The 25295-nt window shown below is 68.7% G+C and carries 24 protein-coding genes; 13 read left to right on the top strand and 11 right to left on the bottom strand.

What is annotated here, in order from left to right; genetic code table 11:
• Positions 1 to 6: 6 nt before the first annotated feature.
• The 3 genes from ACJ8AN_RS11280 to ACJ8AN_RS11270 all read right to left on the bottom strand — a co-directional run bounded on the left by ACJ8AN_RS11280 (position 7) and on the right by ACJ8AN_RS11270 (position 3468).
• Positions 7 to 1332 carry a DnaA N-terminal domain-containing protein gene (locus ACJ8AN_RS11280; RefSeq protein WP_407755294.1) on the bottom strand — a complete coding sequence of 442 codons (1326 nt, stop codon included), beginning with the start codon at positions 1330 to 1332 and terminating at the stop codon, positions 7 to 9.
• Positions 1333 to 1635: 303 nt separating this feature from the next.
• The gene (locus ACJ8AN_RS11275; RefSeq protein ID WP_407755293.1) at positions 1636 to 2940 is read right to left on the bottom strand and encodes a TIGR02270 family protein; all 1305 of its coding nucleotides are present in this window, start codon (positions 2938 to 2940) and stop codon (positions 1636 to 1638) included.
• A 3-nt stretch (positions 2941 to 2943) separates the two neighbouring features.
• A complete protein-coding gene (locus ACJ8AN_RS11270; protein ID WP_407755292.1) occupies positions 2944 to 3468 on the bottom strand; it encodes a DUF6484 domain-containing protein in 525 nt (174 codons plus the stop codon).
• A gap of 148 nt (positions 3469 to 3616) precedes the next feature.
• Between ACJ8AN_RS11270 and ACJ8AN_RS11265 the strand changes: the two genes are divergently transcribed.
• The 4 genes from ACJ8AN_RS11265 to ACJ8AN_RS11250 are packed head-to-tail and all read left to right on the top strand — an operon-like array spanning position 3617 to position 7566.
• Positions 3617 to 4627, top strand: a complete 1011-nt coding sequence (locus ACJ8AN_RS11265) for a DUF2169 domain-containing protein (protein WP_407755291.1) — start codon at positions 3617 to 3619, stop codon at positions 4625 to 4627.
• A complete protein-coding gene (locus tag ACJ8AN_RS11260) occupies positions 4624 to 5673 on the top strand; it encodes a hypothetical protein (RefSeq protein WP_407755290.1) in 1050 nt (349 codons plus the stop codon). Before ACJ8AN_RS11265 ends, ACJ8AN_RS11260 begins: the two co-directional genes overlap by 4 nt.
• Positions 5674 to 5686: 13 nt before the next feature.
• A complete protein-coding gene (locus tag ACJ8AN_RS11255; RefSeq protein ID WP_407755289.1) occupies positions 5687 to 6829 on the top strand; it encodes a DUF4150 domain-containing protein in 1143 nt (380 codons plus the stop codon).
• Positions 6811 to 7566: an SMI1/KNR4 family protein gene (locus tag ACJ8AN_RS11250; RefSeq protein ID WP_407755288.1), complete on the top strand. Its 756-nt coding sequence runs from the start codon at positions 6811 to 6813 to the stop codon at positions 7564 to 7566. The genes ACJ8AN_RS11255 and ACJ8AN_RS11250 overlap by 19 nt, the downstream gene beginning before the upstream one ends.
• Before the next feature lie 69 nt (positions 7567 to 7635).
• On the opposite strand, the gene ACJ8AN_RS11245 is transcribed toward ACJ8AN_RS11250, so the two are convergent.
• The 4 genes from ACJ8AN_RS11245 to ACJ8AN_RS11230 all read right to left on the bottom strand — a co-directional run bounded on the left by ACJ8AN_RS11245 (position 7636) and on the right by ACJ8AN_RS11230 (position 11674).
• Complete coding sequence (locus ACJ8AN_RS11245) at positions 7636 to 8166, bottom strand: N-acetyltransferase family protein (RefSeq protein ID WP_407755287.1); 531 nt, start codon at positions 8164 to 8166, stop codon at positions 7636 to 7638.
• A gap of 79 nt (positions 8167 to 8245) precedes the next feature.
• Positions 8246 to 9031 carry a nitrilase-related carbon-nitrogen hydrolase gene (locus ACJ8AN_RS11240; RefSeq protein WP_407755286.1) on the bottom strand — a complete coding sequence of 262 codons (786 nt, stop codon included), beginning with the start codon at positions 9029 to 9031 and terminating at the stop codon, positions 8246 to 8248.
• Positions 9028 to 10245, bottom strand: coding sequence for a pyridoxal phosphate-dependent aminotransferase (locus ACJ8AN_RS11235; protein WP_407755285.1), 1218 nt, complete (start codon positions 10243 to 10245; stop codon positions 9028 to 9030). The genes ACJ8AN_RS11240 and ACJ8AN_RS11235 overlap by 4 nt, the downstream gene beginning before the upstream one ends.
• A 223-nt stretch (positions 10246 to 10468) precedes the next feature.
• On the bottom strand, positions 10469 to 11674 hold the full coding sequence (locus ACJ8AN_RS11230) for an acyltransferase family protein (protein WP_407755284.1): 1206 nt from the start codon (positions 11672 to 11674) through the stop codon (positions 10469 to 10471).
• A 113-nt stretch (positions 11675 to 11787) separates the two neighbouring features.
• Between ACJ8AN_RS11230 and ACJ8AN_RS11225 the strand changes: the two genes are divergently transcribed.
• Entirely contained in the window at positions 11788 to 12186 is a 399-nt protein-coding gene (locus tag ACJ8AN_RS11225; protein ID WP_407755283.1) for an SAF domain-containing protein, read from the top strand.
• Between the two features lie 108 nt (positions 12187 to 12294).
• On the opposite strand, the gene ACJ8AN_RS11220 is transcribed toward ACJ8AN_RS11225, so the two are convergent.
• Genes ACJ8AN_RS11220 through ACJ8AN_RS11210 form a run of 3 tightly spaced genes read right to left on the bottom strand, consistent with a single transcriptional unit; the run spans position 12295 to position 15872 of the window.
• On the bottom strand, positions 12295 to 14175 hold the full coding sequence (locus ACJ8AN_RS11220; RefSeq protein ID WP_407755282.1) for a von Willebrand factor type A domain-containing protein: 1881 nt from the start codon (positions 14173 to 14175) through the stop codon (positions 12295 to 12297).
• Between the two features lie 60 nt (positions 14176 to 14235).
• The gene (locus tag ACJ8AN_RS11215; protein ID WP_407755281.1) at positions 14236 to 15339 is read right to left on the bottom strand and encodes a heparan-alpha-glucosaminide N-acetyltransferase domain-containing protein; all 1104 of its coding nucleotides are present in this window, start codon (positions 15337 to 15339) and stop codon (positions 14236 to 14238) included.
• Positions 15336 to 15872: a DUF3105 domain-containing protein gene (locus tag ACJ8AN_RS11210; protein WP_407755280.1), complete on the bottom strand. Its 537-nt coding sequence runs from the start codon at positions 15870 to 15872 to the stop codon at positions 15336 to 15338. Before ACJ8AN_RS11210 ends, ACJ8AN_RS11215 begins: the two co-directional genes overlap by 4 nt.
• A 150-nt stretch (positions 15873 to 16022) precedes the next feature.
• Here ACJ8AN_RS11210 and ACJ8AN_RS11205 point away from each other — a divergent pair, with 150 nt between their 5' ends.
• The 4 genes from ACJ8AN_RS11205 to ACJ8AN_RS11190 all read left to right on the top strand — a co-directional run bounded on the left by ACJ8AN_RS11205 (position 16023) and on the right by ACJ8AN_RS11190 (position 21322).
• Positions 16023 to 17930 (top strand): M2 family metallopeptidase, encoded by a 1908-nt coding sequence (locus ACJ8AN_RS11205; protein ID WP_407755279.1) that lies wholly within the window; start codon positions 16023 to 16025, stop codon positions 17928 to 17930.
• Positions 17931 to 18054: 124 nt separating this feature from the next.
• Complete coding sequence (locus ACJ8AN_RS11200; RefSeq protein ID WP_309892065.1) at positions 18055 to 18258, top strand: cold-shock protein; 204 nt, start codon at positions 18055 to 18057, stop codon at positions 18256 to 18258.
• A gap of 207 nt (positions 18259 to 18465) precedes the next feature.
• Positions 18466 to 20442: a hypothetical protein gene (locus ACJ8AN_RS11195; RefSeq protein ID WP_407755313.1), complete on the top strand. Its 1977-nt coding sequence runs from the start codon at positions 18466 to 18468 to the stop codon at positions 20440 to 20442.
• A gap of 88 nt (positions 20443 to 20530) precedes the next feature.
• Entirely contained in the window at positions 20531 to 21322 is a 792-nt protein-coding gene (locus tag ACJ8AN_RS11190) for an SDR family oxidoreductase (RefSeq protein ID WP_407755278.1), read from the top strand.
• Positions 21323 to 21409: 87 nt separating this feature from the next.
• On the opposite strand, the gene ACJ8AN_RS11185 is transcribed toward ACJ8AN_RS11190, so the two are convergent.
• Positions 21410 to 22132: an FKBP-type peptidyl-prolyl cis-trans isomerase gene (locus ACJ8AN_RS11185; protein ID WP_407755277.1), complete on the bottom strand. Its 723-nt coding sequence runs from the start codon at positions 22130 to 22132 to the stop codon at positions 21410 to 21412.
• A 161-nt stretch (positions 22133 to 22293) separates the two neighbouring features.
• Here ACJ8AN_RS11185 and ACJ8AN_RS11180 point away from each other — a divergent pair, with 161 nt between their 5' ends.
• The 4 genes from ACJ8AN_RS11180 (at position 22294) to ACJ8AN_RS11165 (ending at position 25269) form a co-directional block, all read left to right on the top strand.
• Positions 22294 to 22635, top strand: a complete 342-nt coding sequence (locus ACJ8AN_RS11180) for a PilZ domain-containing protein (RefSeq protein WP_407755276.1) — start codon at positions 22294 to 22296, stop codon at positions 22633 to 22635.
• A 102-nt stretch (positions 22636 to 22737) separates the two neighbouring features.
• Entirely contained in the window at positions 22738 to 23538 is an 801-nt protein-coding gene (locus tag ACJ8AN_RS11175; protein WP_407755275.1) for a hypothetical protein, read from the top strand.
• Positions 23539 to 23559: 21 nt separating this feature from the next.
• Positions 23560 to 23952: a PEGA domain-containing protein gene (locus ACJ8AN_RS11170; RefSeq protein ID WP_407755274.1), complete on the top strand. Its 393-nt coding sequence runs from the start codon at positions 23560 to 23562 to the stop codon at positions 23950 to 23952.
• Between the two features lie 144 nt (positions 23953 to 24096).
• Complete coding sequence (locus tag ACJ8AN_RS11165) at positions 24097 to 25269, top strand: AI-2E family transporter (protein ID WP_407755273.1); 1173 nt, start codon at positions 24097 to 24099, stop codon at positions 25267 to 25269.
• Positions 25270 to 25295 lie beyond the last annotated feature (26 nt).

Below are 25295 nucleotides of genomic sequence, written 5' to 3'. Positions count from 1 at the left end.
GGCCATCTATGCGCCCGCGGCCCGAGGCCCTTCCGTATCCTCGGGCAGCCGCCAGCGCACGCCCAGCAGGCCCACGTCCTGGACCAGGAGATCCACCATGGGGCCGTAGTGCGCTTCCACCCATTGGCGGAAGTAGAGATCCGGCGCGGAGAGCACCAGGTGTCCGTCCTCCACGTCCACGGCGTGGGCCCGGGTGAGCCACGAGAGGGCATAGCGCTTCCCGGTGTCGTGCAGCCGGGTGAGGCACTCCTGCCAGACGCGGCCGGCTTCGGTGGACACGTCCACGGCCGGTGGGCCGGACTCAACGGACGGCTCGGTGGGCCAGGACGGTTGGGGCGGGATGTAGCGCACCCAGACCTTCGGAGCGCGGAAGGCGAGAGCGGTCCCCACCGGCTGGCGCGAGCGGCCCCAGTCGGACTGGAGATAGCCACGGCAGGCCTCCAGCAGACGTCCCTCGTCGCCGCCCACCTTCGTCAGCGCCTGGCCGTACCAGTCCGCCCATCCCGCGGGCATGTCCTCGCGAGGCACGCCCCGGAAGACCTTGCAGCGCTCGTCCTGGAAGGCCTCGAAGAAGGCCCGGGCCCGGGCCGCCGGAGCGCCCTCGGACAGCGGGGCGGGCTGGGGCGCGTCCTCGGACGCGGAGTCCTCCTGGGTGAGGGCGGCGGCCTGGAGCCGTTCCTCGGGAGGAGGGGAGACGGGCACCAGGTGCGTGCCGGGCAGGGAGAGCTGGACGGGATCGGCGTCCGCGCACACGTCCTCGTCCGAGGGCCTCGGGACAGGCGCGAGCCGTCCCGTGGACGCGGCCTCCATCAACTCCGCTGCAGCAGAAGAAAGACTCTTCTTCTCACTCTCCTTCTCCCTTCTCTTTCTAGCGGGGGACGTCCCGGGTGCGTCCGCCGGACGTCCCGTGGACGCCGTGGCGCTCTTGCTGGCGCGCTCGCGGCGCTTGCGCTCGGCCTCCTTCCTCCTCTTTTCGAGCACTTGCACGTAGCGCTCGCAGAGGGTGAGCCGGACGGTGTCGCCCTCGCGCACCAGGATTCCGGAGCGCAGCAGCGCGTTCCAGAAGGCACCGGGCGCGCCCGTCCACCGCACGGCGCTCTCCAGGGCCTCGCACCACACGGCCTCGTCCGCGGACGCGTCCGGCGCCTGTCCGGCGGACGCGGGGAAGGGCTCGAAGCGTCCGGAGGGCAGGGCCTGCACCGCCCAGATCTGCAGCTCCACCATGGCGCCCAGGAACGCGCGCCGCTCCATGCCCAGGGCGCGCGCGGCGCACACCACGGCGAGGCTCATGGGGAAGCCCACGTCCACCTGAATCCAGTCCAACCCCGCCATGTCAGCGCCTCCCCTGTAGCACCCTGTCGCGTACTCCCAGGCCGACGCGCACCACGCCTCGCTGGCTGATCGCGGAACCGCGGGCGAGGCCTGGCATGGGCGGGGGGCGCGCCTCGCTCCTGAGAGCCTTGGCGTGATCCACGCTCGCGATCTGTGTCGCCTCCGCCGGGCCGTCTACCCCCGTGTCCCGCGGACGGATGGGATCCGGTTCCCCGAGGGTCGGGCGCCGAACCACCGGCCTCGGAAGCTCATTTCGATACAGGGTGCTACAGGTCCGTAGCGGGGCGTGCCTGAGCCCGGGGCTCAGCCGCCGATCATGCGGGGGAAGGGAGAGGCCGGTAGCCGTCCGCGCATGTCCCGGGCCTGCGCCAGCGCGGCGTACTGTCGTGGCGTGAAGGCCTGTGTCTGGAACTGGCACGAGCCCTGGCTTCGGAGGGCCAACTCCAACGCGAGCACATGCCGTCGCCGCATGGAGCCCCGCGCCAGTTCCTCCAGCAGGCCATCCAGGCTGAACGCGCGCCCGCGCAGGTAGCGAGTGCCGCGGACGAAGTCCTTCCGGGCGTCCTTCCACCACGCTGCCACTGCCTCTCTTGCTGGCGCCGGTAGCGCATCCTCAGGCTGGGGCTCCAGATCCCGTGCGAGGTCCTCCTCCAGAGGCGGCAGCGACTCCTCCTCCTCCGCGGCCACCACGTAGGCGTCCTCCAGCGTCAGACCGGTGATGGCACTGAAGGCCTCGCCAGCCAGCGCCGCCACGGGACCCGGCCCCATGAATTCCAGACACGCTTCGGCGGCCTCCACCCGGCCACTGAAGCCCAGTGCCCAGAGGGAGTCCTCGCGCATCGCCTCCACGCCGGTGCACGCCAGCAGCCGCATCAGGTCTCGCTCATCACCACCGAGCGCCAGTAATACCAGCGAGGTCCGCTCCACCTGCGTTCGCGCATCCACCGCCTTGCGGCATGCCTCCCAGGCGGCCAGCACGCCAGAACGCATCCCCCCGAGGATGGCGGCTTCCCGTACACCCGGACGCGCGTCGGCCAGCAGCCGGGGCAACTCGCGCGAGGCCACATCGCGGGGGAGGAGCGGCGTCTCGCGCAGTACGGCCACCACCACCCGCGCGTCCGGGTGGCCGAGCAACTCCACCTCGGCACCGCGAGGGAACTGTCCCCTGGAGGCGAGCACTTCGAGCGCCCAGGCCTGAAGCAGGGGCTCCTGGCTCTTCAACAATGGCAGCAGGGCCTCACCCACCTCGGGCCGAGCGTTCAGCTCGAGCGCCCGCCGGAAGGCGGCGAGGGGCCCTTCGAGAGCAGTGGCCCGTACCCGCTCCACGAACTTGGGCAGTTCCATGAGCCCAGGCTCGGCGAGCAGAGCCCACAGGGCAGCGGAGATGCGCGGCGGATCCTCCGAATCCAACGCGGGGAGTAGCAACTGCGTGGCTACGGGCTCGCCGCCTAGCACCAGCCCGTCCAGGTGTGCCAGCAGCCGTTCCTCCAACGAGGACACGTCTTCCAGGTTGTAGTTGGGTGCCACCAGGGCGCGATTCCACTGCACCCAGAGGAAGCTCGCCTCGTCCAGGTGTTCTTCGTAGATGTCCATCAGGGGGACGGTCATGGATCAGTTCACCTGCACCGAGCCACCCTTGATGCGGTGGATGCCCGAGGCGTGGCTCTCTATCTGGGTGCCCTTGATGACCACCCGGCCATTGCGCCTGAGGGTGATGCTGGCCTGGCCGCATCGCAGGACGATTTCATCCTGACCCTCGATGACGACCCGTTTGCCATCGACATGGGCCTCCACGGGTTGTTGCTCGGTGGGCGCGGGCTGCGCGAGCACCGCGTCCACCAACGGCGTGGGACTGGGTGTCTGCTCCAGCCCCACCACCAGCGGCAGCAAGGGGTCACCGTTCTCGAAGAGCAATACCGCATGCTGACGGGTGGCGATGGCATGTCGCAGCGTCTCGGGATCCAGCGGGACGGTCCGCCGGGCGGCCAGCGGGCGGCCCGAGCGATTGCCGTCGAAGTCCACCAGCAGCTTTCCCAGTTCATCCGATCCAACAACCCACCCCAGCTTGCTTCCCCAGATGGGCTCGCGCGTTGCTCCGTCTGTCCCTGCTCCCGACGAGTGCATGGGTGCTTTCATTCGGTGCCTCCTCCGATTGTGCTGGAGCCCAGTTCTCACCTCGTCTGGGTCAGGGCAGCCGATCAGGTAGGATGCCTTCTCCAGGGAATCCTACCGGCGCAGCCGTGCTGGTTGACAAGGATGGTTGGAGCTTCCTAGCGTCCCTCGAATGTGGGGGCTGAAGAATCGCACCGCTTACGCCGCAGAGCGAAACTGGACGCGCGACAAGGACGGAGTGCACTGGTGGCTCGTCGCCGTCAAGGCCACGTTCGACATTGCTGCCGGGGGACGGCTCATTCTGGCGGACGAGCAGCTTCCCCCCGTCCTGGTGCCAGAGTATTTCGGCGAACCAGGCCGGTCGAGCTTGCGCTACGACTCCGATCTCCTCGCGGCGAAGCCTGGCACTGACGTGCTGGTCCACGCCCACGCGCACGCACCTCATGGGAGACCTGTTCCGACAGTGCCGGTCTCGCTCCGTATCGAACGGCTCCACAAGGATCTCCTCGTACACGGGGAACGCCTCTACGACTCGAGTTGGCGCAGCGTGACGGTGACCCGTCCGCGGCCTTTCTCCACGCGCCTGATTCGATACGAATTCGCGTTCGGTGGCAGTGATCTGTCCGACCTCGATCCCAAGCAACATCGTATCGACGAGCGGAACCCGATCGGGCGCGGCTTCGCACGGCGAGCCGCTCACGTCGCTGGAAAACTGGCCCACGCGGTCGAGTATCCAAGTGGTGAGCCAGCGGAGATGGGGCCGGCGGGGTTCGGCCCGATCGATTCCTCATGGATACCTCGGCGCAAGCTGGCGGGGACGTATGATGCGCGGTGGGTGCAAACGAAGAAACCGCTGCTCCCCGATGACTTCGATCCCGCCTTCGCGCTGAGTGCCCCCGTGGACCAGCGGTTCGAGAAGCCCCTCGTCGGAGGCGAGCGCGTCGAACTCCTGAATATGACCCCTGACGGTGTCCTGCGCGTCGAACTCCCGCGCATTTCGCTCGGGTTCACCACGCGTATCGGCACGCGGCGAGAGCAGCACGGCGCACGCATGGTGACGGTGGTCGTGGAACCTGAAGAAAGGCGCCTGGCCCTGGTATGGCAGAGCGTGTTGCGCGTTCGAGCCCCCGACGCGGACTATCTTGACGAGACTGAAATCGTCGAACAAGGGAGCGCGACGTGAACGCCCAGGTCGAGATAGTGGCTGTCGCCGCGCGGACCCCTGTCGGACTCACCGCCGAGAGCAGCGCGGCGTCCGTGCGCGCGGGCATCTGCCGTTACGCCGAGTACCCCTTCGTCGACCCACGCGGCGAACGGGTGGTGGTCGCCGCCGACCGGCTGCTCGGGTCCAGGCCCGAAGGCCGGGACCGGCTCATGCCGATGGCGGTGAGTGTTCTCGAGGAACTCGAAGCCAAGATCGAACAGAAGATTCTCTACGGGGGCAAACTCAGCGTGTTGCTCGCGCTTCCGGAAACCCGTCCGGGGTTCTCCGAAGAAGATGCGGCCTGGGTCGTGGACGTGGTGGCCGCGCGCCTCCGGTCGAAAACGTCCAGCGCACGCGTCGAGATCGCAGGGCGTGGGCATGCCGGAGCGATTCGGGCGGTCGAGCAGGTGATGCGGGAGTGCTCCGAAAGCAAGGACAATCTGTTCCTGGTCGTTGGCGTCGACAGCTACCACCACGCGGACACGTTCGTTTGGTTGGAGCGCAGCCGCCGGTTCGCGCAGCCGGGGATTCGCAGCGGGTTCACCCCGGGCGAGGGAGCTGGGTGCCTCGCACTGATGAGCGCGGGTCTGCGCCGTCGCCTGCGACTCCCCCAACTGGCCATCGTGCGAGGGTCGTGCACGGCACAGGAGCGGCTCCTGCGCGACAGTGACACGGGCTCGTTCGGCGTCGGAATGACCCAGGCGGTGCAGGGGGCCGTCGCCGGGCTCGACCTTCCACGCGAGGGCGTCGATGTCCTGTACACGGATATCAATGGCGAGCGTTACCGCAGCGAGGAGTGGGGCTTCGTCGCGCTGCGGGCGCCGTCGGTCTGGAAGTCACCGGGGTACAATGCCCCGAGCGACTGCTGGGGGGACGTGGGCGCCGCATTTGGGGCCCTCGGAGGGGTGCTGGCGGTCCGGGCGTTCGCACGGGGCTATGCGCGAGGTCCCCGGGCGCTGGTGATGGCGGGTTCCGATGGTGGGCTGAGAGGGGCGATGCTCCTGCAAGCTCCGCAGGTGTCATGAGGAGGTAGTTCCAATGCCGAAAGTCTCCGTGAATGCACCGAAGACCCCGGTGACCGAGGATAGCAACGGGCTCGCCGCGGCGACGTTACCCAACGTGTGCAAGATGCCGGGGCCGCCAGCGCCGTTTGTTCCGACGCCGTTGCCCAACATTGGCAAGAGCGGAGCGGACCCGAAGGGCTATTCCAAGAGCGTCACGATCGAAGGGAAGAAGGTGGCGATCCGGGGCGCCACCTTCGGTTCCATGGGCGACGTGGCCAGCAAGGGGACTGGCGGCGGGGTGGTCTCCTCGAACGTGGAAGGACCCACGAGCTTCGCGGGTCCCGGGTCCATGGACGTGAAGATCGAGGGAAAGAACGTCCAGTTGCTCGGCGACCCGATGCTCAACAACTGCGGACCGAGCGGTAGCCCGGCCAACGCGGCGACGATGATGGGGGTGCTCCAGACGAACGGTACCGTCATGGTTGTCAATGGGGAGGACAGATGCCCTCTGTGCAGGCAGCGACATGGTCAAGACAGTACGCTGAAGGAGACTCCGTCGACAAAGGTCAGCGCCGGGCGACTGGCCCAGAGGGTCTCCAGGAAGGTGCGTAATGGCAAACTCCCCAACCCCCTTGCGACAATGCTAGGGGTAGTCCAGTGCAAGTGCGAAAAAAATAAAACCTATGCAGACCAATCGCGGGTGACACTCCAAGGTGTCTGCGACAGCATCACGGAGCTGGAGTGGGTGGCTCCCACATCTGGAAGTACTCCTGGTGCCATAAAGCAAACGGTCAAGAGTTTCCTTAAGAAACGATTCAGCCACCGCGAGACAGACATAGAAAGAACATGGGCGAGGCTTGAGGCACGTGCCGACGATAGCAAGCGCGGTGAGACATCGTCTGCTGCCTACCCTCCGGGCTCTTGTGCCGGTCCAAAGGCACTCATGCTCGCTCTAACGGATAACGCCTATCCAGGTGGCCTGACCGAACGATGGTTCCACAGCGGTAAGAAGCCGATCGAGGCGAAGATCAAGTTCCGCGATGCGGAGAGCAGGGAGGAGGTCGAAGATTACTTCGACCATGGTAAGACCGTTCCACCGTGTTTGACCTGTAACGTCATCATTCCTTCGATGCTCTGCTCTGAAGACAAGGAAATGGAATGTCAGCACTCGAAATAGAACTCGAGATGGAAGAACTGCTCCTGAGAATCGTGCCAGAACTCAAGGAGCAGTGGCAGGGTGCTAGTCCTGAAATGATCGCGCGGATCGAGCGGCTTGCAGATCGCCCCTTGCCTCCGTTCTATCGCTGGTTCCTGAGTCGCATGGGCAAGAGCATGGGGGCTCTGGCTTATCCGACTCTAGACTTCTCAGCGCAGCGCGTGCTCGCTTGTTACGCCGAGAAGTTGGTCGCGCCCGATCCCCGATTCTTGCTCATCGGACATGAGTCCAATGAGATGATGCCGCTGCATGTCTTCTATGATTTCGACGTGCCGGCACGGGAGGATGCTCTGGTGACGGAACGGGACGCCATGGGTGGTGAACTCTACGACAGATTCGAGACTTTACGCGAGATGCTGGCATGGGGTGCGATCTTGAAGTTCAGAGTCAACAAGATGCCGCAGAAATGTGAAGGCATTCTCTCTAGCGACGATCCAGACCTCCTCTCACGCCTTGAGCCGCTGATGAGCAGCCTTGGGTTTACCAAGCCGATTTCTACCGGGTCTTGCTGTGGACTTTACGAGCGGTACGATGTGGTCATGATATGCAAGCGCTCGCCGCGGGAAGAGCTTGTAGGCATCCAGGCCTTCAGGCTTGGTGGCCGCGACGCTGGAGTCCTCAGGAAGATTTTGGGTAGGATCACAACCGAGTCTTCGCTGGAGGTTGAAGTAGACGAATGGACTCCGGCGCTCCGGTGAAGTGTCAGTTCTGCCCATGACGATGTGAACCGGTGGCTGCGGTGTCCGAGCCGGATTCAGCGCTTTCCCTCACCGTCCCGCGCCGCCGAGCAGCTTGTAGTAGACGACCGTGCCTTCCAGGGCTCCGTTGTGCTCGGCGTACTGGGGAATCACTCCCACGCGAATCCAGCCGAGGGACAGGTAGAGCTGCTCGGAGGGTTCTCCTTCCAGGGTGTCCAGGACCAGGGTGCTCTTGCGCAGCTCCCGGGCCCGCTCCTCGATGGCCCGCATGAGCGCGGCGCCAAGTCCCCGGCGGCGGAAGGCCGAGTGCACCAACACCTTGGACACCTCCGCGCGGTGGCGGGCGTTGGCCTTGCCCGCGCTCACCAGTTGGGCCGTGCCGGCGATCCGTCCGTCCACCGTGGCCACGGCCAGGCTGCGCGACGTGGGGCCCAGGTCCGCGATCACGCCCTCCCAATAGGCCCGGGCCTCGGCCGTTTCGAGCGGTGGCAGGAAGCCCACGGAGGCGCCGTTGTCCACGGAGTCCCTGAGCAACTCCACGAGGGCGTCCAGGTGGGACGCCGCCTCGGTGGCCTCGAGGAAACGGATCTCCAGGTTCATCGTGGGCTCTCCAGGTCGAAGTCGATAGAAGCCTTCAGCTACCCGGAGCGCGGGGAGCGCCTCGGTCCTCGTGGGGGCGCTAGAACACGCGGTCGCGCAGGAACGGGTACTTCTCGCGGATCTCCGCGACCTTGTGGACGTCGAGCGTGACGAGCGGCACGCCGGAGGCCGTATCGGGCGTGAGCTCCTCGCCCCAGGGGCTGAAGGCCGCCGAGCCGCCGTCGTACGTCAGTGCGCCCCCGGTGCCGATGCGGTTCACCCCGACGAAGTAGCACTGGTTCTCGATGGCTCGCGCCTTGAGCAGCGCGTCCCAGTGCGCGCGCCGGGCCGCGGGCCAGTTGGCGATGAGCACCATCGCGTCCACGTTCCGCGCCACCGCGCCGAAGATCTCGGGAAAGCGCAGCTCGTAGCAGATGAAGAGCGCGGTGCGCACCCCGTCGATCGTCACGCAGGTGGGCGTGGTGCCGGGCCGGTAGTGCTGGTGCTCGCCGCCGTAGGCGAAGAGCCGCTGCTTGCGGTGCACCGCCGCCACCCGTCCCTCGGGGTCGAAGGCGATCGACGTGTTCACCGTGCAGGGGCCCTCGGTGTCCGCGCCACGCTCCTCGCGCGCGGCGACGCCGGCCACGAGCCAGACGTTGGAGCGCTTCGCCAGCTCGCCCAGGCGCGACACCACCGGCCCCTCCAGCGGGGTGGCCTGCGTCGTGTCCATGGTGAAGCCGGTGGTGGCCATCTCCGGCAGCACGACGAGCCGGGCGCCACCCGCGGCGGCGCGTGCAATCAACGTCTCCGCGGCGGCGAGCGAGGCCTCGGGCGCGTGCCAGCCAATATCGTACTGCCCGAGCGCCACGGTCAGCTTGCCGCTCATCGCGCGCCCCCGAGCAGCGCGGCGCGCAGCAGCTCCGCGCCCTCGAGCACCATCTTCGTGTCGCAGCTGAAGGCGAAGCGGAGGGCGTTGTCGCATGCGTGGCCGAAGGCATCGCCCGGCGCGCTGCCGATTCCCCGCGCCGCCAGCTTCGCCGAGAGCGCGTCCGCGTTGGCGACCCCGAGCCGCTCGTAGAGGGACGGCTCGAGCTCCGCCCACACGTAGAAGGCCCCGCGTGGGTTGAACGGGCGCACGCCCGGGATGCCCTCGAGCGCCTTCACGAGGGAGTCGCGGCGCTGACGGTACTCGGCGCGCATGGCCAGCAGGTTGTCCTGGGGCCCCGTCACCGCCGCCAGCGCGCCCCACTGCGCCAGGCTGTTCACGCCGTTGATGGTGCAGCGCAGCAGCTTCTGCACCCGCTTCTGCAACGGGACCCAGGGCGTGTGCAGGTAGCCCGTGCGCAGCCCGCTCATCGCGTGGCTCTTGGAGAAGGAATAGACGCTGATGACGCGCTCGGCCCAATCCCCGGCCAGCGAGGCGATGGAGTGGTGCACGTGCGGCTCGTAGATGACGTCCTCGTACGCCTCATCCGAGACGATCCACAGGCCGTGCTTGCGCGCCAGGGCGACAATGGCATCCAGCGTCTCGCGCGGCATGACGGCGCCGGTGGGGTTGTGCGGCGTGTTGACGAAGAGGGCCCGGGTGCGCGGGGTGATCGCCGCGGCGATGGCCTCGGGACGGTAGGCGTAGCCCTCCTCGGCGCGCACCGGGATGCCCACCGGCTTGCCGCCCGCGAGCTTCACGTTCTCCGCCACCTCGGTCCACATGGGGTCGGGGAGGATGACCTCGTCGCCCGGCACGAGCAGCGAGCCGAAGGTCACGTACAGCGCGTGCATCGCGCCGTTGGTGAGGAAGATCTGCTCGGCCGTGGCGCCCTGGATGCCGTTCTTCTTCTGCAGCTTGTCGGCGAGCGCCGCGCGCAGCTCCGGGATGCCGTCGTTGGGCACGTAGTGCGTCTTGCCCGCCCGCATGGCCTGGGCGATGGCCTCCGCCACGTGCGGCGCGATCGAGAAGCTGGGGTCACCGGACTCGAAGCGGATCACCCGCTTGCCGGCTGCCTGGGCACGGAGCAGGCCTTCGCGGATCTGCACGATCTTTCCGAAGGAGATCGCATCCAGGGGGTGGGCGGGAAGCGGCTCGGTCACGGCGGATGACATCGTCTTGCTCTCCTCGAGGGAGGGGGGGAAATAAAAAAGCCCGCCAGCGGGGGGCTGGCGGGCTCGGAGGAACGGAGTCCTCCAAAGCAGTCACCTAACCAGTGCCCCATTTGCAGAGCTGGCCGCGCTTGGCTTTGAGGCTGGTTTTGGTGGTGTGCATGATTCGGGGCGTTGGCACTACGAATTCAGCATCCTAACGCGTCGCGGCATGACTGTCAACCAGTCAACCAACCTTGTTGAGCGCCGGCGGGTTCCCTCCACGCTCAGCGGCGAAGGCAGGCTCGGGCCTCGCCCGCTGCGCCAGAGGGCGTGCCCAGCGCTCGCGCAAGCGGAGGAAGGGACGCTCCACGCCCAGGTGCAGCAATGCGGCGGCCGAGAGAACGCACCCCGCGGACGTGAGCACTGTGAGGGGGTGATAGGTGCCCATGCCATACGTCGCGAGCGTCTCGTGCACGGCGTGGAGCACGAGCTTGTGCGAGAGGTACACGCAGTACGTCACGCTCGCGAGCCACCGTGCTCCGGGCACGCGCCCGAGGACGCGGGCACCGGGTTCCGTCTGGGCGAGGACGACGAGCGCCGCGAAACCCAGTGAGAGCAGCGGGAAGACGAGCGCGCAGGAGGCCAGCGTCCTGTTGTCGGAGCACAGCGGCCCGGCGAGCCCGAGACACAGGGCCGTGAGGAGCAGGGCTCCCAGGGGAGCGCGTACCCACCGGCTCCAGAGCGCGGGCCGGAAGGTCCACACGAGCGCGAGCACCACCCCGGCGAGCAGGCCATCCATCCGGTTCCACGTCGGGTAGTAGATCCACCGTCTGTAGAGGCGCCCGGGTGACGCATCGGGAGGCGGTGCCTCGAGGTGGAGCCACCAGAGGCCCATCCGGATCGCGATGCCCAGGAGGATGATGCCGAGCACGAGCACCACCACGCCCCGCCAGCGCACGCGGCCCGCGAGCGCGAACACCAGCAGCGGCAGCACGACGTAGAACTGCTCCTCGATGCAGAGAGACCAGGCATGCGAGAACGCTCCACCCTCCAGGGCGAGGTTCTGCGTGAAGACGAGGAAGCTGGAGAGGGGTGCCATGGAGTCCTGCTCACGCGCATCGGGGAGGAAGGCGTAGATGGCCAGCACCCCCCAGTAGGCAGGCAGGACGCGCAGGAGCCGGCGCAGGCAGAAGGTGCCCCATTGGGGCCGCTCTCCGGCGGCGAGCGGGGCGAGCAACTGCCGGCCGATGAGGAAGCCACTGAGGACGAAGAAGAGATCGACGCCCGTCCACCCGAAGCGAGCGAGCTGCGCGAACCACGCCGGAGCCCCCTCACGCGGGTAGTGGAAGCAGAGCACCAGCAGGATGGCGAGCGCCCGGAGCGTGTCCAGCCCGGGCGCGTGGAGAGGGTCCAGGGGACGGGAGGCATCGGGCGCGGCGACGAAGGACATGCGGAGGACGAGAGCGTACGCGGCGCGGACGCGGCGCGCGCGTGCGGATGCTGGAGCGTCCCGAGTTCGTGGATGGACCGGGCAGGGGATTGCTGGCTAGCATGCCTGGTCTCATGAACGATCCAACGAATTCAAGGCAGGGAGGCTCGTTCGGCTCCGGCGTGCTCCTGGGGGGCGTGGTCGGCTTCGTCCTCTCCACGATGCTGGTGGCCGTGCTCGGCTTCGCGTGGGCGAAGAAGCAGGGAGCGGATGCCCGAAGGGGCTGGAATCTGGTCCCGGTGGTCGTCGTGGCCCAGGACCTCCCCGAGGGCACCGTCATCACGTACGACCAGCTCGTGCAGCGCTCCGTGCCCGAGCAGTTCGTCACCAGCTCGGTGGTCAAGCCGGACAGCGCCAGCTACATCGTGAATCAGCGCCTCCTGGTGCCCGTGCAGGCCGGTGACACGCTCCTGTGGTCCCAGTTCGAGACCCGCAAGCGGACGCCCGCCTCGGCCGACGCCCAGGTCCCGTAGCCGTCTCGTTCAGCCATCCAAAGTCGCTCCGTAACGCGAAGGGGCCACCCCCACCGTGGGAGCGGCCCCTCGTGTCGCGGATGGGCTCCCCGGCCGGGAGCCCGTGCTTCAGCGGCCGTCGCGAGCCACGGCGCCGTTGCCCAGCAGGCCGCGCGCCTTGGTGAGCAGCTTCACGAACTCCTCACGGTCCGCGTTGCCGTCGGTGGCGCCCTCGGCGAGCTTCTGAGCCGTGGCCAGGTTCCACCCCTGGGCGCTCGGGCTGCCGCGCAGCACGTCCGCGGTGGCCGCCACCGCCAGGGCGAAGCGGAAGTCCGGCGAGGCCCCATCCAGCGTGGCGCGCAGCATCCGCTGCTCGAAGGGGAAGGCCTGCTCGGCGGCCTCGGTGCCGTTGGGAGCCTTGGCGCGGATGCGCACCATGCCCAGCTGCGCCTTCTCGCCCGTGAGCTCCACCTCGTACACCGCGGTGACGCTGTGGCCCGCGCCAATCTCACCCGCGTCCACCTTGTCGTCGCGGAAGTCCTTGTCGGCGATGTCGCGGTTCTCGTAGCCCACCAGCCGGTAGCGGCGCACCACCTTGGGGTCGAACTCCACCTGGAGCTTCACGTCCTTGGCGATGACCTCCAGCGTGCCGGTGAGCTGCGTCTCGAAGACCCTCCGCGCCTCCTTGTAGCTGTCGATGTAGAAGCAGTTGCCGTTGCCCTTGTCGGCGAGCTTCTCCATCAGGTCGTCGCGGTAGTTGCCCATGCCGAAGCCGATGGTGGACAGGGTGACGCCCTCCTTCACGTAGCCCTGGATGCTGTTGAGCATGGCCTCGGGGCCGGTGTTGGGGCCGATGTTGGCGTCACCATCCGTGAGCACCACCACGCGCGACACCACGTTGCCCGAGGCCTTCTTCACCGCGTGCTTGTAGGCCAGCTCCATGCCCGAGCCCATGGCCGTGCCGCCGCCGGACTCCAGCCCGTCGATGGCCTTGAAGATGCGCTCCAGGTCGGTGGCGGGGGTGGGAGGCAGCACGTCGCGGGTGCTGCCCGCGTAGGTGACGAGTGCCACCGTGTCGTTCTCATTGAGGCCCTTCACCGCGAGCTTCATCGCCTCCTTGGCCAGCGGCAGCTTGTCCTGCTGGTTCATGGAGCCGCTGGTGTCCACCAGGAAGACGAGGTGCGCGGGCTTGCGCTGCGAGCGCGAGATGACCTTGCCCTGCACGCCCACGCGCAGGAAGTGGCGGTTGGCGTTGAAGGGCGAGGGCGCGCCTTCCATCTGCACCGTGAAGGCGCCCTGCTCGGGCGGGGTGTAGCGGTACTTGAAGTAGTTGACGAACTCCTCGACGCGGACGGCCCCGTGCGGGGGCAGGGCGCCCTGGTTGAGGTAGCGGCGCGACACCGCGTAGGAGGCCGTGTCCACGTCCACCGCGAAGGTGGAGAAGCGGTCCGCGGCGGTCTCGGTGAAGGCGTTGGCCACGTGCTCGGTGAAGCGGTTGCCCTGGGTCTCGGGCTCCGGCTGCCGCAGGTCCTTGCCCGAAGCGAGCGGCGCCTTGAGGGCCGGAGGAGGAGGAGGGGGCGTGGCGGGGGCTCCGGCCTCGACGAGGGGTGCCTCCTCGACCTCGAGGGTGGGCGCGGGCGCGTCCCCGGTCTTCATCGCCACCGCCTCGCGGGCGCGGCGCACCGGAGCGGCCTGGGCAACTCCCGAGCCCGCGGCGGGGGCGGCCAGCTTCTTCGGGCTGGGCTTGCTGGGGGCCGAGTCGTCGGCCTTCGCATCCATCGCCGCTTCCTGCTTCTCCACGGAGCCCTCCACCGAGGCGGGCTGGGCCTGGGCGGTGACGGGGGCGGGCTCCTGACGGGGAGTCGTGTTCGGCTGGGCCTGCCAGTCGGACTGCGCGGGGCCTCTGGCGGCGATCGTGGAGGGCGAGGTGCTGCACCCCGAGACGAGGCTCAGGGCGAGGGCGGCGCTCCCCCAGCGGGTCAGGCGGCGGTTCAGCTTGGACGAGGACATGTACACTCCGGTTGTTTCCGTGGGAACGGACGCTCGAAACGCATCGGCCAGGATTTGGATTTAACGGAGCCTGGCGAATTTTTCGCCGGAGCCTCCGGGGAGGCTCTCCACGAGGTACCGGAAGCCCCGACGCACGGCGTTGAGGGCGGGATCCAACCCCAGGCACAGCCCGTACGTCAGGCAGATGAGCACCCCCGTCAGCAGCGCGTACTGCCCCCAGCCACTGCGGCCGCCCCACACCCGCTCGAAGGAGAAGCCGAAGAGGCGGAAGTAGATCAGCGCCTCGTGGAAGAAGTACGCGGACATGGACGAGGTGCCGAACGTCTCCACGAAGCGGCGCGGCCGGGAGGGCGCGGCGCCCGGGGCCGTCCGCCACTCCAGCCCCACCAGCCCGAGCAGCACGAGGCATACCCACAGGGTCCGCTCGGCCGCGTTGGAGGGATTGGTGACGAAGAAGCGGTGAGCCGGGTACAGGTCGCGCAGGGGCTCGGCGGCCAGCGAGCCGGCCACCCCGAGCCCGATGAGGAAGAGCAGGGCGCGGACGAGCCCGCGGCGTCCCTGCTCACCCGCCACCGTCCCGGCATAGACCCCGAGCCACGGGAAGCCGAGCCACGGCAGCAGGGGGAACACGGCTCCGGTGGACTTGTTGAGGAACCAGGCCCACGGCCCGTCCACGGCCTCGCCGAGCGGGGACAGGAAGAAGACGACAAGCGCCAGGGCCAGGGCCACGCCGCGCAGCACCCGGGGGCGCGAGGCCAACACGGCGGCGATGGGCAGCACGAGCAGCAGCGACAGGCCCACGCAGTGGAGGATGTCCAGACGCACGAGCCACTTCGGCTCGCGGAACAGGGGGAACCACATCCAGTTGACCAGCGTGGCCACGCCGAGCACCTGCAACGTGCGGCGCAGGTTGCGTCCGAGCCGTTCGAACTGCTTGCCACTGGCGGCGCTGCGGACGAGCAGCAGCGCGAGCGCGAAGCCCGCGGCGAAGAGGAACGCGGGAGCTACCAGCCCGTCGACGTAGAGCAGGGCCTTGGTCGTCTGGCTCTGGCGCAGCTCCGGGGTGAGCAGCACCAGGGCGTGGCACTGGACCATGAAGAGCACCGCGATGCCGCGCAGCCAGTCGATGGCGCGGACGCGCTCGTGGGTGGTGGACGGGCTCATGGCGTGCAGGCGAGCCCGGCTTCGGGCGCGTACTTGTCCTGGAATTGCAGCAGGCAGCGCAGGGCGTCCGGGTCCGCCGAGTCCGCGACATACGAGACCCGCCACAGGAGCGCCGCCACGCGATTGGGAATCCGCGAGTCCGGGGCGACCACGGCGCGAGTCACGCCGTTGCTCCCCACCGCCGCTTCCGTGCGGATGGCCTCCAGTGTGGAGACGAGCTCGGGGCAGCCCTCGGGGCAGTTGTAGAGGAACACCGCGTGCCCGTGCTCCATGTTGTGCAGCCACACGCACCGGTTCTGCTCGGTGTCGTAGACCCGGCAGGGCAGGGTGCTGGAGCAGTGATCTCCGCTGGTGGGCGGGTTCAGCCCGTCTCCGCAGCGGGTGCTCGTGCAGCTCACGTGAGTCGCGCTCGCGGGGGCCGGTGAGATGGGGAACTCGAAGCGGGAGCAGTCGGGAGCATCCGGCTGGCTCGGACCGCAGGCGAGCAGGGGCGTGAGGAGAAGGGCGGGCAGGGCGCGACGGAGCAGGGACATCGGTGGTCCCTCTTATCGCATTCGGCGCGAGGGCGTCAGCCGGGTGGGAATCCCAGAGACCTGGCGCTCTTCGCACTGCGTCAGGAATTCCCATCGCCGCACTTTGGAGGTGCGTTTCACGAGGCCCTTCCTCTAGGTTCCGGCCCCGCCATGAACCGCACCTCTCCCGTCAGGTACCTCTTGCGCACGGCCCTCGCGGTCGCGCCGCTGCTCTCCGCTTCCGGCTGTGCGTCCTCGGCGCACGGCTCCACCTCCGCGCCTCCCGAGGCGGCCCAAGCCCCCACGCCTCCCGCCGCACCGCAGAAGCCCGCCGAGGTGCAGCCCACGGCCGAGGACGCGCGCCAGTTCTCCACCCGCGTGAACGAGGATCTCAAGCGCCTCTGGGTGAAGCAGTCCACCGCCGAGTGGATCAAGTCCACGTACATCACCGACGACACCGAGCGGAACGCGGCCACGGTGAACGAAGAGGTGATGGGCTACCTCAACCAGGCCATCAAGCAGGCCGCGCGCTTCAAGGACCTCCAGGGCCTGGACGCGGACACGGCGCGCACGCTGCACCTGCTGCGCGTGTCCTCCGCGCTGGTCGCCCCGAGCGATGCGCGGAAGCGCTCGGAGCTGGCCACCATCGCCGCGAAGCTCGAGGGCCTCTACGGCAAGGGCAAGTACTGCGGCAAGGACGGCAAGGGCCAGTGCAAGGACCTGGAGGAGCTGTCCGACCTGATGGCCAAGAGCCGCAACTATGACGAGCTGCTCGATGTGTGGCAGGGCTGGCACACCATCTCCCGGCCGATGCGCCCGCTCTTCCAGAACCTGGTGAGCATCTCGAACGAGGGCGCCCAGGAGATCGGCTTCCAGGACCTGGGCTCGCTCTGGCGCTCCAACTACGACATGCCGCCCGAGGCCTTCGAGAAGGAGGCCCAGCGGCTGTGGGGGCAGGTGAAGCCCCTCTATGACGACCTGCACTGCTACGTGCGCGCCCGCCTCGCCAAGCAGTACGGCGAGGACAAGGTGCCCGCCGGCAAGCCCATCCCCGCGCACCTGCTCGGCAACATGTGGGCGCAGGAGTGGAACAACATCTACAACCTGGTGGAGCCCTACAAGGGGCAGCCCAGCCTGGACGTGGACGCCGAGCTGAAGAAGCAGAACTACGACGCCGTGCGCATGGTGAAGACGGGCGAGGGCTTCTTCACCTCGCTCGGGCTCAAGCCGCTGCCGCAGACGTTCTGGGAGCGCTCGCAGCTCACCAAGCCGAGGGATCGCGAGGTCGTGTGCCACGCCAGCGCCTGGGACGTCACGTACAACAACGACCTGCGCGTGAAGATGTGCATCAAGCCCACCGAGGAGGATCTCGTCACCATCCACCACGAGCTGGGCCACGACTACTACTACACGTACTACTACACGCTCCCGGCGCTCTATCAGCAGGGCGCGCATGACGGCTTCCACGAGGCCATCGGCGATGCCATCACCCTCTCCATCACCCCGGGCTACCTCAAGCAGATGGGCCTGCTGAAGGAGATCCCCAAGGGCGACAAGGGCCTCATCAACCTGCAGATGAAGGACGCCATGGAGAAGGTGGCCTTCCTGCCCTTCGGCCTGCTGGTGGACCAGTGGCGCTGGGAGGTGTTCTCCGGCCGCGTGAAGCCCGAGGAGTACAACAAGGCCTGGTGGGAGCTGCGCGAGAAGTACCAGGGCGTGCGCGCGCCGGTGGAGCGCTCCGAGCAGGACTTCGATCCGGGCGCCAAGTACCACGTGCCCGCCAACGTCCCGTACACGCGCTACTTCCTGGCGCGCATCCTCCAGTTCCAGTTCCACCGCGCGCTCTGCCAGTCCGCCGGCTTCAAGGGCCCCCTCCACGAGTGCTCCATCTACGGCAACAAGGAGGCTGGAAAGCGGCTCCAGGCCATGCTGGAGATGGGCGCGAGCAAGCCCTGGCCGGACGCGCTCCAGGCCCTCACCGGCCAGCGGGAGATGGATGCCTCGGCCATCCTCGAGTACTTCGCCCCCCTGCGCGCCTGGCTCCAGGAGCAGAACAAGGGCCAGAAGTGCGGCTGGTAGAAGCGGCCCGGGAGTAGACACGGGTAACGGCCCCGCTTACATTTACGCCCGCTCGGTTGGGCCTCATCCAGCCGAGCCGGGAGGCCGATTTCCGCGCCTGCCGTCTGAAAGAAGAAGAGAGCAAATGGCGACTGGTACCGTGAAGTGGTTCAACGATGCGAAGGGCTTCGGATTCATCACGCAGGACGGCGGTGGCGAGGACGTGTTCTGCCACCACACCGCCATCAACATGGATGGCTTCCGCACCCTGGCCGAGGGCCAGCGGGTGGAGTTCGAGCTCGCCAAGGGCCCCAAGGGTCTCCAGGCGCAGAACGTTCGCGCCGCCTGATCCGGCTCTCTTCGTCTAGTTGTTCTTGAAAAGGGTCCGACCCGTTGGGGCCGGGCCCTTTTTCATGTCTGGAGTCTCCGCGTGCTCTTCCCCTCGTCCCGGTTCCTCCTGAAGCGTGCCCCGGTGTTTCCCCTGCTGGCCGTGCTCGGCTGCGCGTCCGGCCAGCCCCATGTCCAGGCGGGCGCTCCGTCCGCGGAGGCTCGTCCCGTGAAGCAGACCGCCAACCTCTCCGCCCTCGAGGCCGAGCTCGTGGCCCGTCATGGTGAGGCGCAGCGCGCCCGCATCGAGCGCGGGGTGGAGCAGGTGGCCGTGCTGTGGCGCGAGGAGGACGGGGACCTGGCCTCCTTCGCGCGTGAGTACTTCATCGCCGACGACAAGCAGCTCGACGCCACCCTGGCCCGGCTGGAGGCGGCCTTCGAGCAGCTCGATGGGCACATGAATGAGATTGGCCGCGAGCTGCGCCGCCCCACCGACCTGGACCTGGGGCCGCTGCTGCCGGTGGATCCGCTGCTCGCGGCGTATGACCCGAGCGCGCACACCACGGAGGACCTCTTCCAGTCGAAGGTGGGCTTCGTGGCGCTGCTCAACTTCCCGCTCACCACGCTGGCCGAGCGGATGGAGAAGGGCCCGGGCTACACGCGCCGCCAGTGGGCCGAGGCCCGGCTCACCGGCCGCTTCAACCGCCGTGTGCCCGCGGAGGTGCGGCAGGCGTCGGCGCGCGCGGGAGCGGCCGCGGACCTCTACATCGCCGAGTACAACGTCTGGATGCACCACCTGGTGGACGGCCAGGGACACCGGCCCTTCCCCAAGGGGATGCGGCTGATCAGCCATTGGAACCTGCGCGACGAGCTGAAGTCCCGGTACGCCGATCCCGAGGGCGTGGCGAAGCAGCGGATGATCATCCAGGTGATGGAGCGCATCGTCACGCAGGCCATTCCCGCGGCGGTCATCGACAACCCCCGGGTGGATTGGAATCCGTTCACCAACGAGGTGAAGGCGGCACCGGCCGAGGAGCTCGAGGCGGATGCGCCTCAGCGCCCGGTGGTGCTGGACGGCAAGCGCGAGGACGACGTGCGCTACGCGAAGCTGCTGGCGCAGTTCCAGGCGGCCCGGCGCGAGGACCCGTACGTGCCGGTGGCGCCCACGGCGATTGCCCGCAGCTTCGAGCTGGGGCGTGAGCTGCCCGAGGCCCGGGTGAAGGCGCTGCTGGAGCAGGTGCTGACGTCGCCGCTGGTGCCGAAGGTGGCGAAGGTGATCGAACAGCGGCTGGGGCGGAAGCTGGAGCCGCAGGACCTCTGGTACGCGGGCTTCAAGGCGAACGCGAAGCTGCCCGAGGCGGAGCTCGACAAGCTGACGCGCCAGCGCTACCCGGCGCCCGAGGCCTTCGCGAAGGACCTGCCGCGCATCCTCCAGGGGCTGGGCTTCTCGAAGGAGAAGGCGGCCTTCCTGTCGGAGCACATCCGGGTGGATCCGGCGCGCGGGGCGGGGCACGCGATGCAGTCGATGCGGCGCGGGGACTTCCCGCGGCTGCGCACGCGCGTGGGCCCCAACGGCATGGACTACAAGGGCTACAACATCGCGGTGCACGAGCTGGGGCACAACGTGGAGCAGGTGTTCTCGCTCTACGAGGTGGACCACACGCTGCTCGCGGGAGTGCCCAACAACGCCTTCACCGAGGCGCTCGCCTTCGTCTTCCAGGCCAGAGACCTGGAGCTGCTGGGACAGGCGAAGCCGGACGCGGCGAGCGAGCGGGAGCGGGTGCTCAACGACTTCTGGCAGACGTGGGAGATCGCCGGGGTGGCGCTGGTGGACATCGCGGTGTGGCACTGGATGTACGAGCACCCGGAGGCCACGCCCGCCCAGTTGCGCGAGGCGGTGGTAGGCATCGCGCGGGACACGTGGGATCGCTACTACGCGCCGGTGCTGGGAGGGCAGGGGACGCCGCTGCTCGGCATCTACAGCCACATGATTTCGTATCCCCTGTACCTGACGGACTATCCGCTGGGGCACCTGATCGCGTTCCAGCTCGAGGAGCACCTGCACGAGTCGGGGAACCTGGGAGCGGAGTTCGAGCGCATGGCGAGCCAGGGCTCGCTGACACCGGACGTGTGGATGACGAACGCCACGGGAGCACCCGTGAGCGCCGAGCCGCTGCTGCGGGCCACGGAAGCCGCGCTCCGCTGAGCACTTCCGCCCCTGGGTGGCCCCCCCTTGTCAGCGAGGCGGGGGCACGGCGAGAGTGGAGGTCTCTCCCGAGCCGAGGGGCGGCCGCATGAAACAGGGAACGGGAACGGTCCTCGTCACGGGGGCCAATCGCGGGCTGGGACTGGAGACCTGCCGGCAGCTCGGACAGCTCGGCTGGCGGGTGTGGTTGACGGCCCCCGACGCCGCCGAGGGCCCGCGGGCCTGTGAGGCGCTCCGCTCCGAGGGGCTCGACGTGCACTTCGCGCTCCTGGATGTCGCCTCGCCGGAGAGCATCTCCAGGCTCGCCGGGCGCCTCGAGCAACAGGGGATCCGGCTCACGGCGCTCGTCAACAACGCGGGCATCGCCATGGAGGGCTTCGACGCCCACGTCGCCGAGTACACGGTGGCCGTGAACTTCCTCGGGCCGCTGCGCGTCACCGAGCGCCTGCTGCCGCTCATGGAGGAGCACGGGCGCATCGTCATGGTGTCCAGCGCCCTGGCCGAGCTGAAGGACTATCCGCACTCGCTCCAGCGGCGCTTTGATCCGCCTCCGTCCAAGGAGCGGTTGGTGGCGCTCGAGTGGAGCTTCGTCGAGGACGTGCGCGCCGGCGTGTACGCGGACAGGGGCTGGCCGGAGTCGGCCTACCGGGTCTCCAAGCTGGGCCTCAACGCGCTCACGCGGCTGCTGGCCGAGGAGCTCGAGCCTCGCAACCTGCTCGTCAACGCGGTCTGTCCGAGCTGGGTGAGGACGCAGATGGGAGGGCCGCATGCCGCGCGCAGCATCGAGCGGGGCGCGGACGTCATCGTCTGGGCGGCGACGCTTCCTCCCGAGGGCCCGACGGGCGGCTTCTTCCGCAACCGCAGGCCCGTGCCCTGGTGAGCGCCCATTTCCCCTCTCCCCTCGGGAGAGGGACGGGGTGAGGGTATCTCGCGCCTCGAGCTCCTCACCCCGGCTCCAACGGTGTTGCTACTTCTTGGGCTGCTGGGGCTGAGCGCGGGGCACATCCGCGCCCTGGCCGCCGATGCCGAGCAGCTCGATCTCGAACACGAGGGTGGCGTTGGGCGGAATGGTCGGAGGCTGGCCCTGCTCACCGTAGGCGAGCTTGGCGGGGCACACGAGCTGGGACTTGCCGCCCACCTTCATCTTCTGCACGCCCTCGGTCCAGCAGGGGATGACGCCGTTGAGGGGGAACTCGGCCGGCTCGCCGCGCTTGTAGGAGCTGTCGAACTCGGTGCCGGTGGTGAGCGTGCCGCGGTAGTTGACCTTCACGGTGTCGGTGGACTTGGGGCTCGGGCCGGTGCCGGCCTTGAGCTCCTTGTAGATGATGCCCGAGGGCAGCTTGACGGCGCCCTTCTCCTTGGCGGCCTCCTCCAGGTACTTCTGGCCCACGCGCTCGCCGCGCGCCTTGGCGAGCCCCTGCAGCTTGGGCCCGTACGTCTCCAGCTCCACGGCCGGCTTGGCGCCGGTGATGGAGTCGGCCATGCCCTTCTTGACGATCTCCAGCTCGGCCGGGCTCAGGTCGAAGACCTTGATGCTGCGGCCAATCGACAGGCCGAGCGCATAGAGCGTCTTGTCCTCCTCGGTCTTGAGCTGTCCCTGTCCCGCGGGGGCCTGCGCCGCCGCTCCCTGCGCCTGTGCCTGCATCCCGGCGAGGCCGAGCAATGCTGCCGCCAACATTCCGAATCGCATGTGTGTGCAACCACCTTTCTCAATGGCGGCGGAAGGATAGGGCGCTCCGGGTCTTCCCGTCGGTCGTTTTCTTGCGACCTGTTCGCGGGCGTCTACCCTCGCGACATCCCGCAGCAGGACGGAGGCGTCCTGTAGCGGCCGAGCCACCGGGAGGGTGTGAGATGAGCGACAAGCGGAAGAACACGCGGGTGCCCCTCGATGTCTACCTGAACAAGTACATGGGCGGAGTGCCGTATCTGGCTCGCGCCGCGGACATCTCCCAGGAGGGCGTGAGCCTGGCGCGCCTGCTCGAGCCCGAGCACGACACGCGCCGCGTGGGGCTCCAGTTCCAGCTCCCCGGCTCCGAGGAGGTCATCTACGCCGAGGGCGAGGTGGTGCGTGAGTGGGTGGAGGCGGGTGCCCGCGAGGACGAGCGCTCGGGCGTGCGCTTCACGCTGCTCACCCAGCGGCACCGCCGGTTGATTGATGACTACGTGACACGCACCACGCAGGAGGGGCACTGAGCCGCGCTCCACTGGAGGACGTGCGGGCGCGAGCGCCTTGACCCGGCTCGGAGCCCGTCGTTTGAATCCGCCCACCCGAGAACGAGAGGGTGGAGGATTCACGTGAGGCGTGCACTGTGGGCGCTCGTGCTGGCGGCTCCGCTGTCGGCGCTGGCGCAGGGCAACGGGGTGGATTGGCAGCGGCAGGTCCTCCGGGTGACGGGCGATGGTCCGCCGGATGTGAAGGCCTCCAATCCCTCGCAGGCGAGGCTGGGAGCGGAGCGCTCGGCGAAGGAGGACGCCTTCGCGGATCTGCTGACGCAAGCGAAGGGAGTCCATGTCCGCGCGGATCGCACCGTGGGCGATGAGATGGCCCGCGAGGAGACCCGCCGCCAGATCGAGGACGTGCTGCGCGGCTACAAGGTCGTGCGCAAGCGGTACTACTCGGACAGCGGCGTGCAGTTGGAGGTCGAGGTGCCGCTCGGGGCGCTCACCGCGGTGCTGGTGCCGCCGGCCGCCGCGGGCACTCCCGCCACGGCCGAGACCAGCAAGCCCGCCGAGACGGCGAAGCCCGCCGAGACGAAGAAGGACGCCAAGGCGAAGCACACCGGGCTGGTGGTGGACGCGCGCAAGCTGGGCATGACGCCGGTGCTGGCGCCACGGGTGCTCGATGCGTCCGGCCAGCCGCTCTACGGCGTGGAGTCGCTGTCGGCCGAGGCCCGGAAGACCACGGGCGTGGCCGGCTTCTTCAAGAGCCTCGACGAGGCTCGGAAGTCGGAGCTGGTGGGCGCGAAGCCGCTGGTGCTCGAGGCGGCGAAGCTCGAGGGCTCGGATCTCCAGTTGGGGCCGGACGCGGCGAAGGTGCTCGGGGGGTTGGACCCGAGTCTCCTGGCCGAGGGCCGGGTGGCGATCCTCATCAAGTAGCGGGAGGCGAGGAGCGCGGTGATGACGGTGCGAAGTGGGAAGTGGGGCAGGGGGCACCGGGTGGCGCTGGTGCTCGGGGGGCTGGTGCTCGGGTGTGCCACGGGGCCCGAGCAGGTGGACTCCCCGGCGGCGGAGCGGGCGCGCGAGGTGCTGCGCTCCCGGCGCTCACGGGACGGCAACCTGCTGCTGCGGTGCGAGCCCTCGGATGCGGAGGTGTACCTGGACGGGGTGATGCAGGGCGTGTGCACCGACTTCGGCGGAGGGCCGAACGGGCTCCAGGTGGGCAGCGGGCTGCACCGCATCGACGTGAAGAAGGACGGCTTCTGGCCGTACACCACGTACTACGAGCCCAGCAGTGCCCGGGCCGGGCTGACCATCCGGTTGCGGCCCGTGGAGCCCGAGGGCGGGGGCTGAGCCCCGAGAGGCGTGGTTGCGGTTTGTGCGCCCAAGCAGCCCTGACTTCTGGACGTCTGGAAGTGGAGCGGGGTTCGGGGTCTGATGAGAGAATACGCACGGAGGCACCCCATCGGACGTAACAAGAGAGGCAAGGCGCGCGCGGTGAAGGCACCCGAGACGCGGGAGTCCCCGGTTCCGGTGGAGGTGCCACTGAGGGCGGTGGAGCCCCCGGAGCCCGAGGTGGAGCTCTCCGAGGCCGAGGCCCGGCGGGTGGACTTCGCCTGGTCGGCGGGCATGGTGGGCGCGCTGGCGCTGGTGTTCGCGCTGCTGTCGGTGTTCGGCGGGGTGGCGGTGCCGGTGCTGCTCGCGCTCAGCGCGGCGTATGGGCTCAACCCGATCGTCACCACGCTGGAGCGGCGGGGCCTCGACCGCACCGTGGGGACGAGCGTGGTGTTTGGAGGGTGCGCGCTGCTGCTGGCGGGGGCGGTGCTGTACCTCATCCCCGTGTTCCGCGACGAGGCGGAGAAGCTGCCGGACTTCTTCCTGCGCGCGAGCAAGCGGGTGGTGCCGCAGGTGGAGCAGCTGTTGGGGCGCCCGTTGCCGGAGCTGTTGCGCCAGCGCATGACGGAGCTGGGCGAGCGGGCCTCGGGGCTGCTGCAGAGCGCGGGGCCCACGGCGGCGCGGCTGCTGGCGAGCTTCGCGGGCAACACGGCGCGTTTCGTGGCCACGCTGCTGGGCCTGCTGGTGGTGCCGGTGCTGGCCTTCTTCTTCCTGCAGGACTACCCGCACCTGGTGGCGAGGGTGAAGGGGCTGGTGCCGCGCCGGGCGGTGGGGCTGGTCAGCCGGCGCTTCTCCGAGGTGGATGACGTGCTGTCCGCCTTCGTGCGGGGCCAGCTCACGGTGGGGGCGATCCTGTCGGTGCTCTACACCTCGGGCCTGGGGTTCGCGCGCATCGACATGGCGATCGTCATCGGGGTGATCGCCGGGTTCGGCAACATGGTGCCCTACCTGGGGACGACGCTGGGCGTGGTGCTGGCGCTGCTGGGGGTGATGCTGTCCTGGCAGGGGGCGTGGCAGCTCGCGGTGGTGGCGGGCACGTTCCTGTTCGCCCAGCTGGCCGAGGGCTTCGTCATCACCCCGCGCGTGGTGGGGGACAAGGTGGGGCTCTCGTCGGTGGCCGTCATCATCGCCATCCTGGCCTTTGGCGAGCTGTTCGGCTTCACCGGCATCCTGCTCGCGGTGCCCACGACGGCCATCCTCAAGGTGGTGCTGCGCGTGGTGGTGGAGCGCTACCAGAAGACCGCCCTCTACACGGGCGAGCGTGCGGACTCCTGAGCCTTCCGTGCCCGTGCCCGGAGCCG

Origin of the sequence: Archangium sp. (assembly GCF_045802675.1) — a bacterium.
Taxonomy (GTDB): Bacteria; Myxococcota; Myxococcia; order Myxococcales; family Myxococcaceae; genus Archangium.
This window is presented reverse-complemented; position numbering and strand designations above follow the sequence as displayed.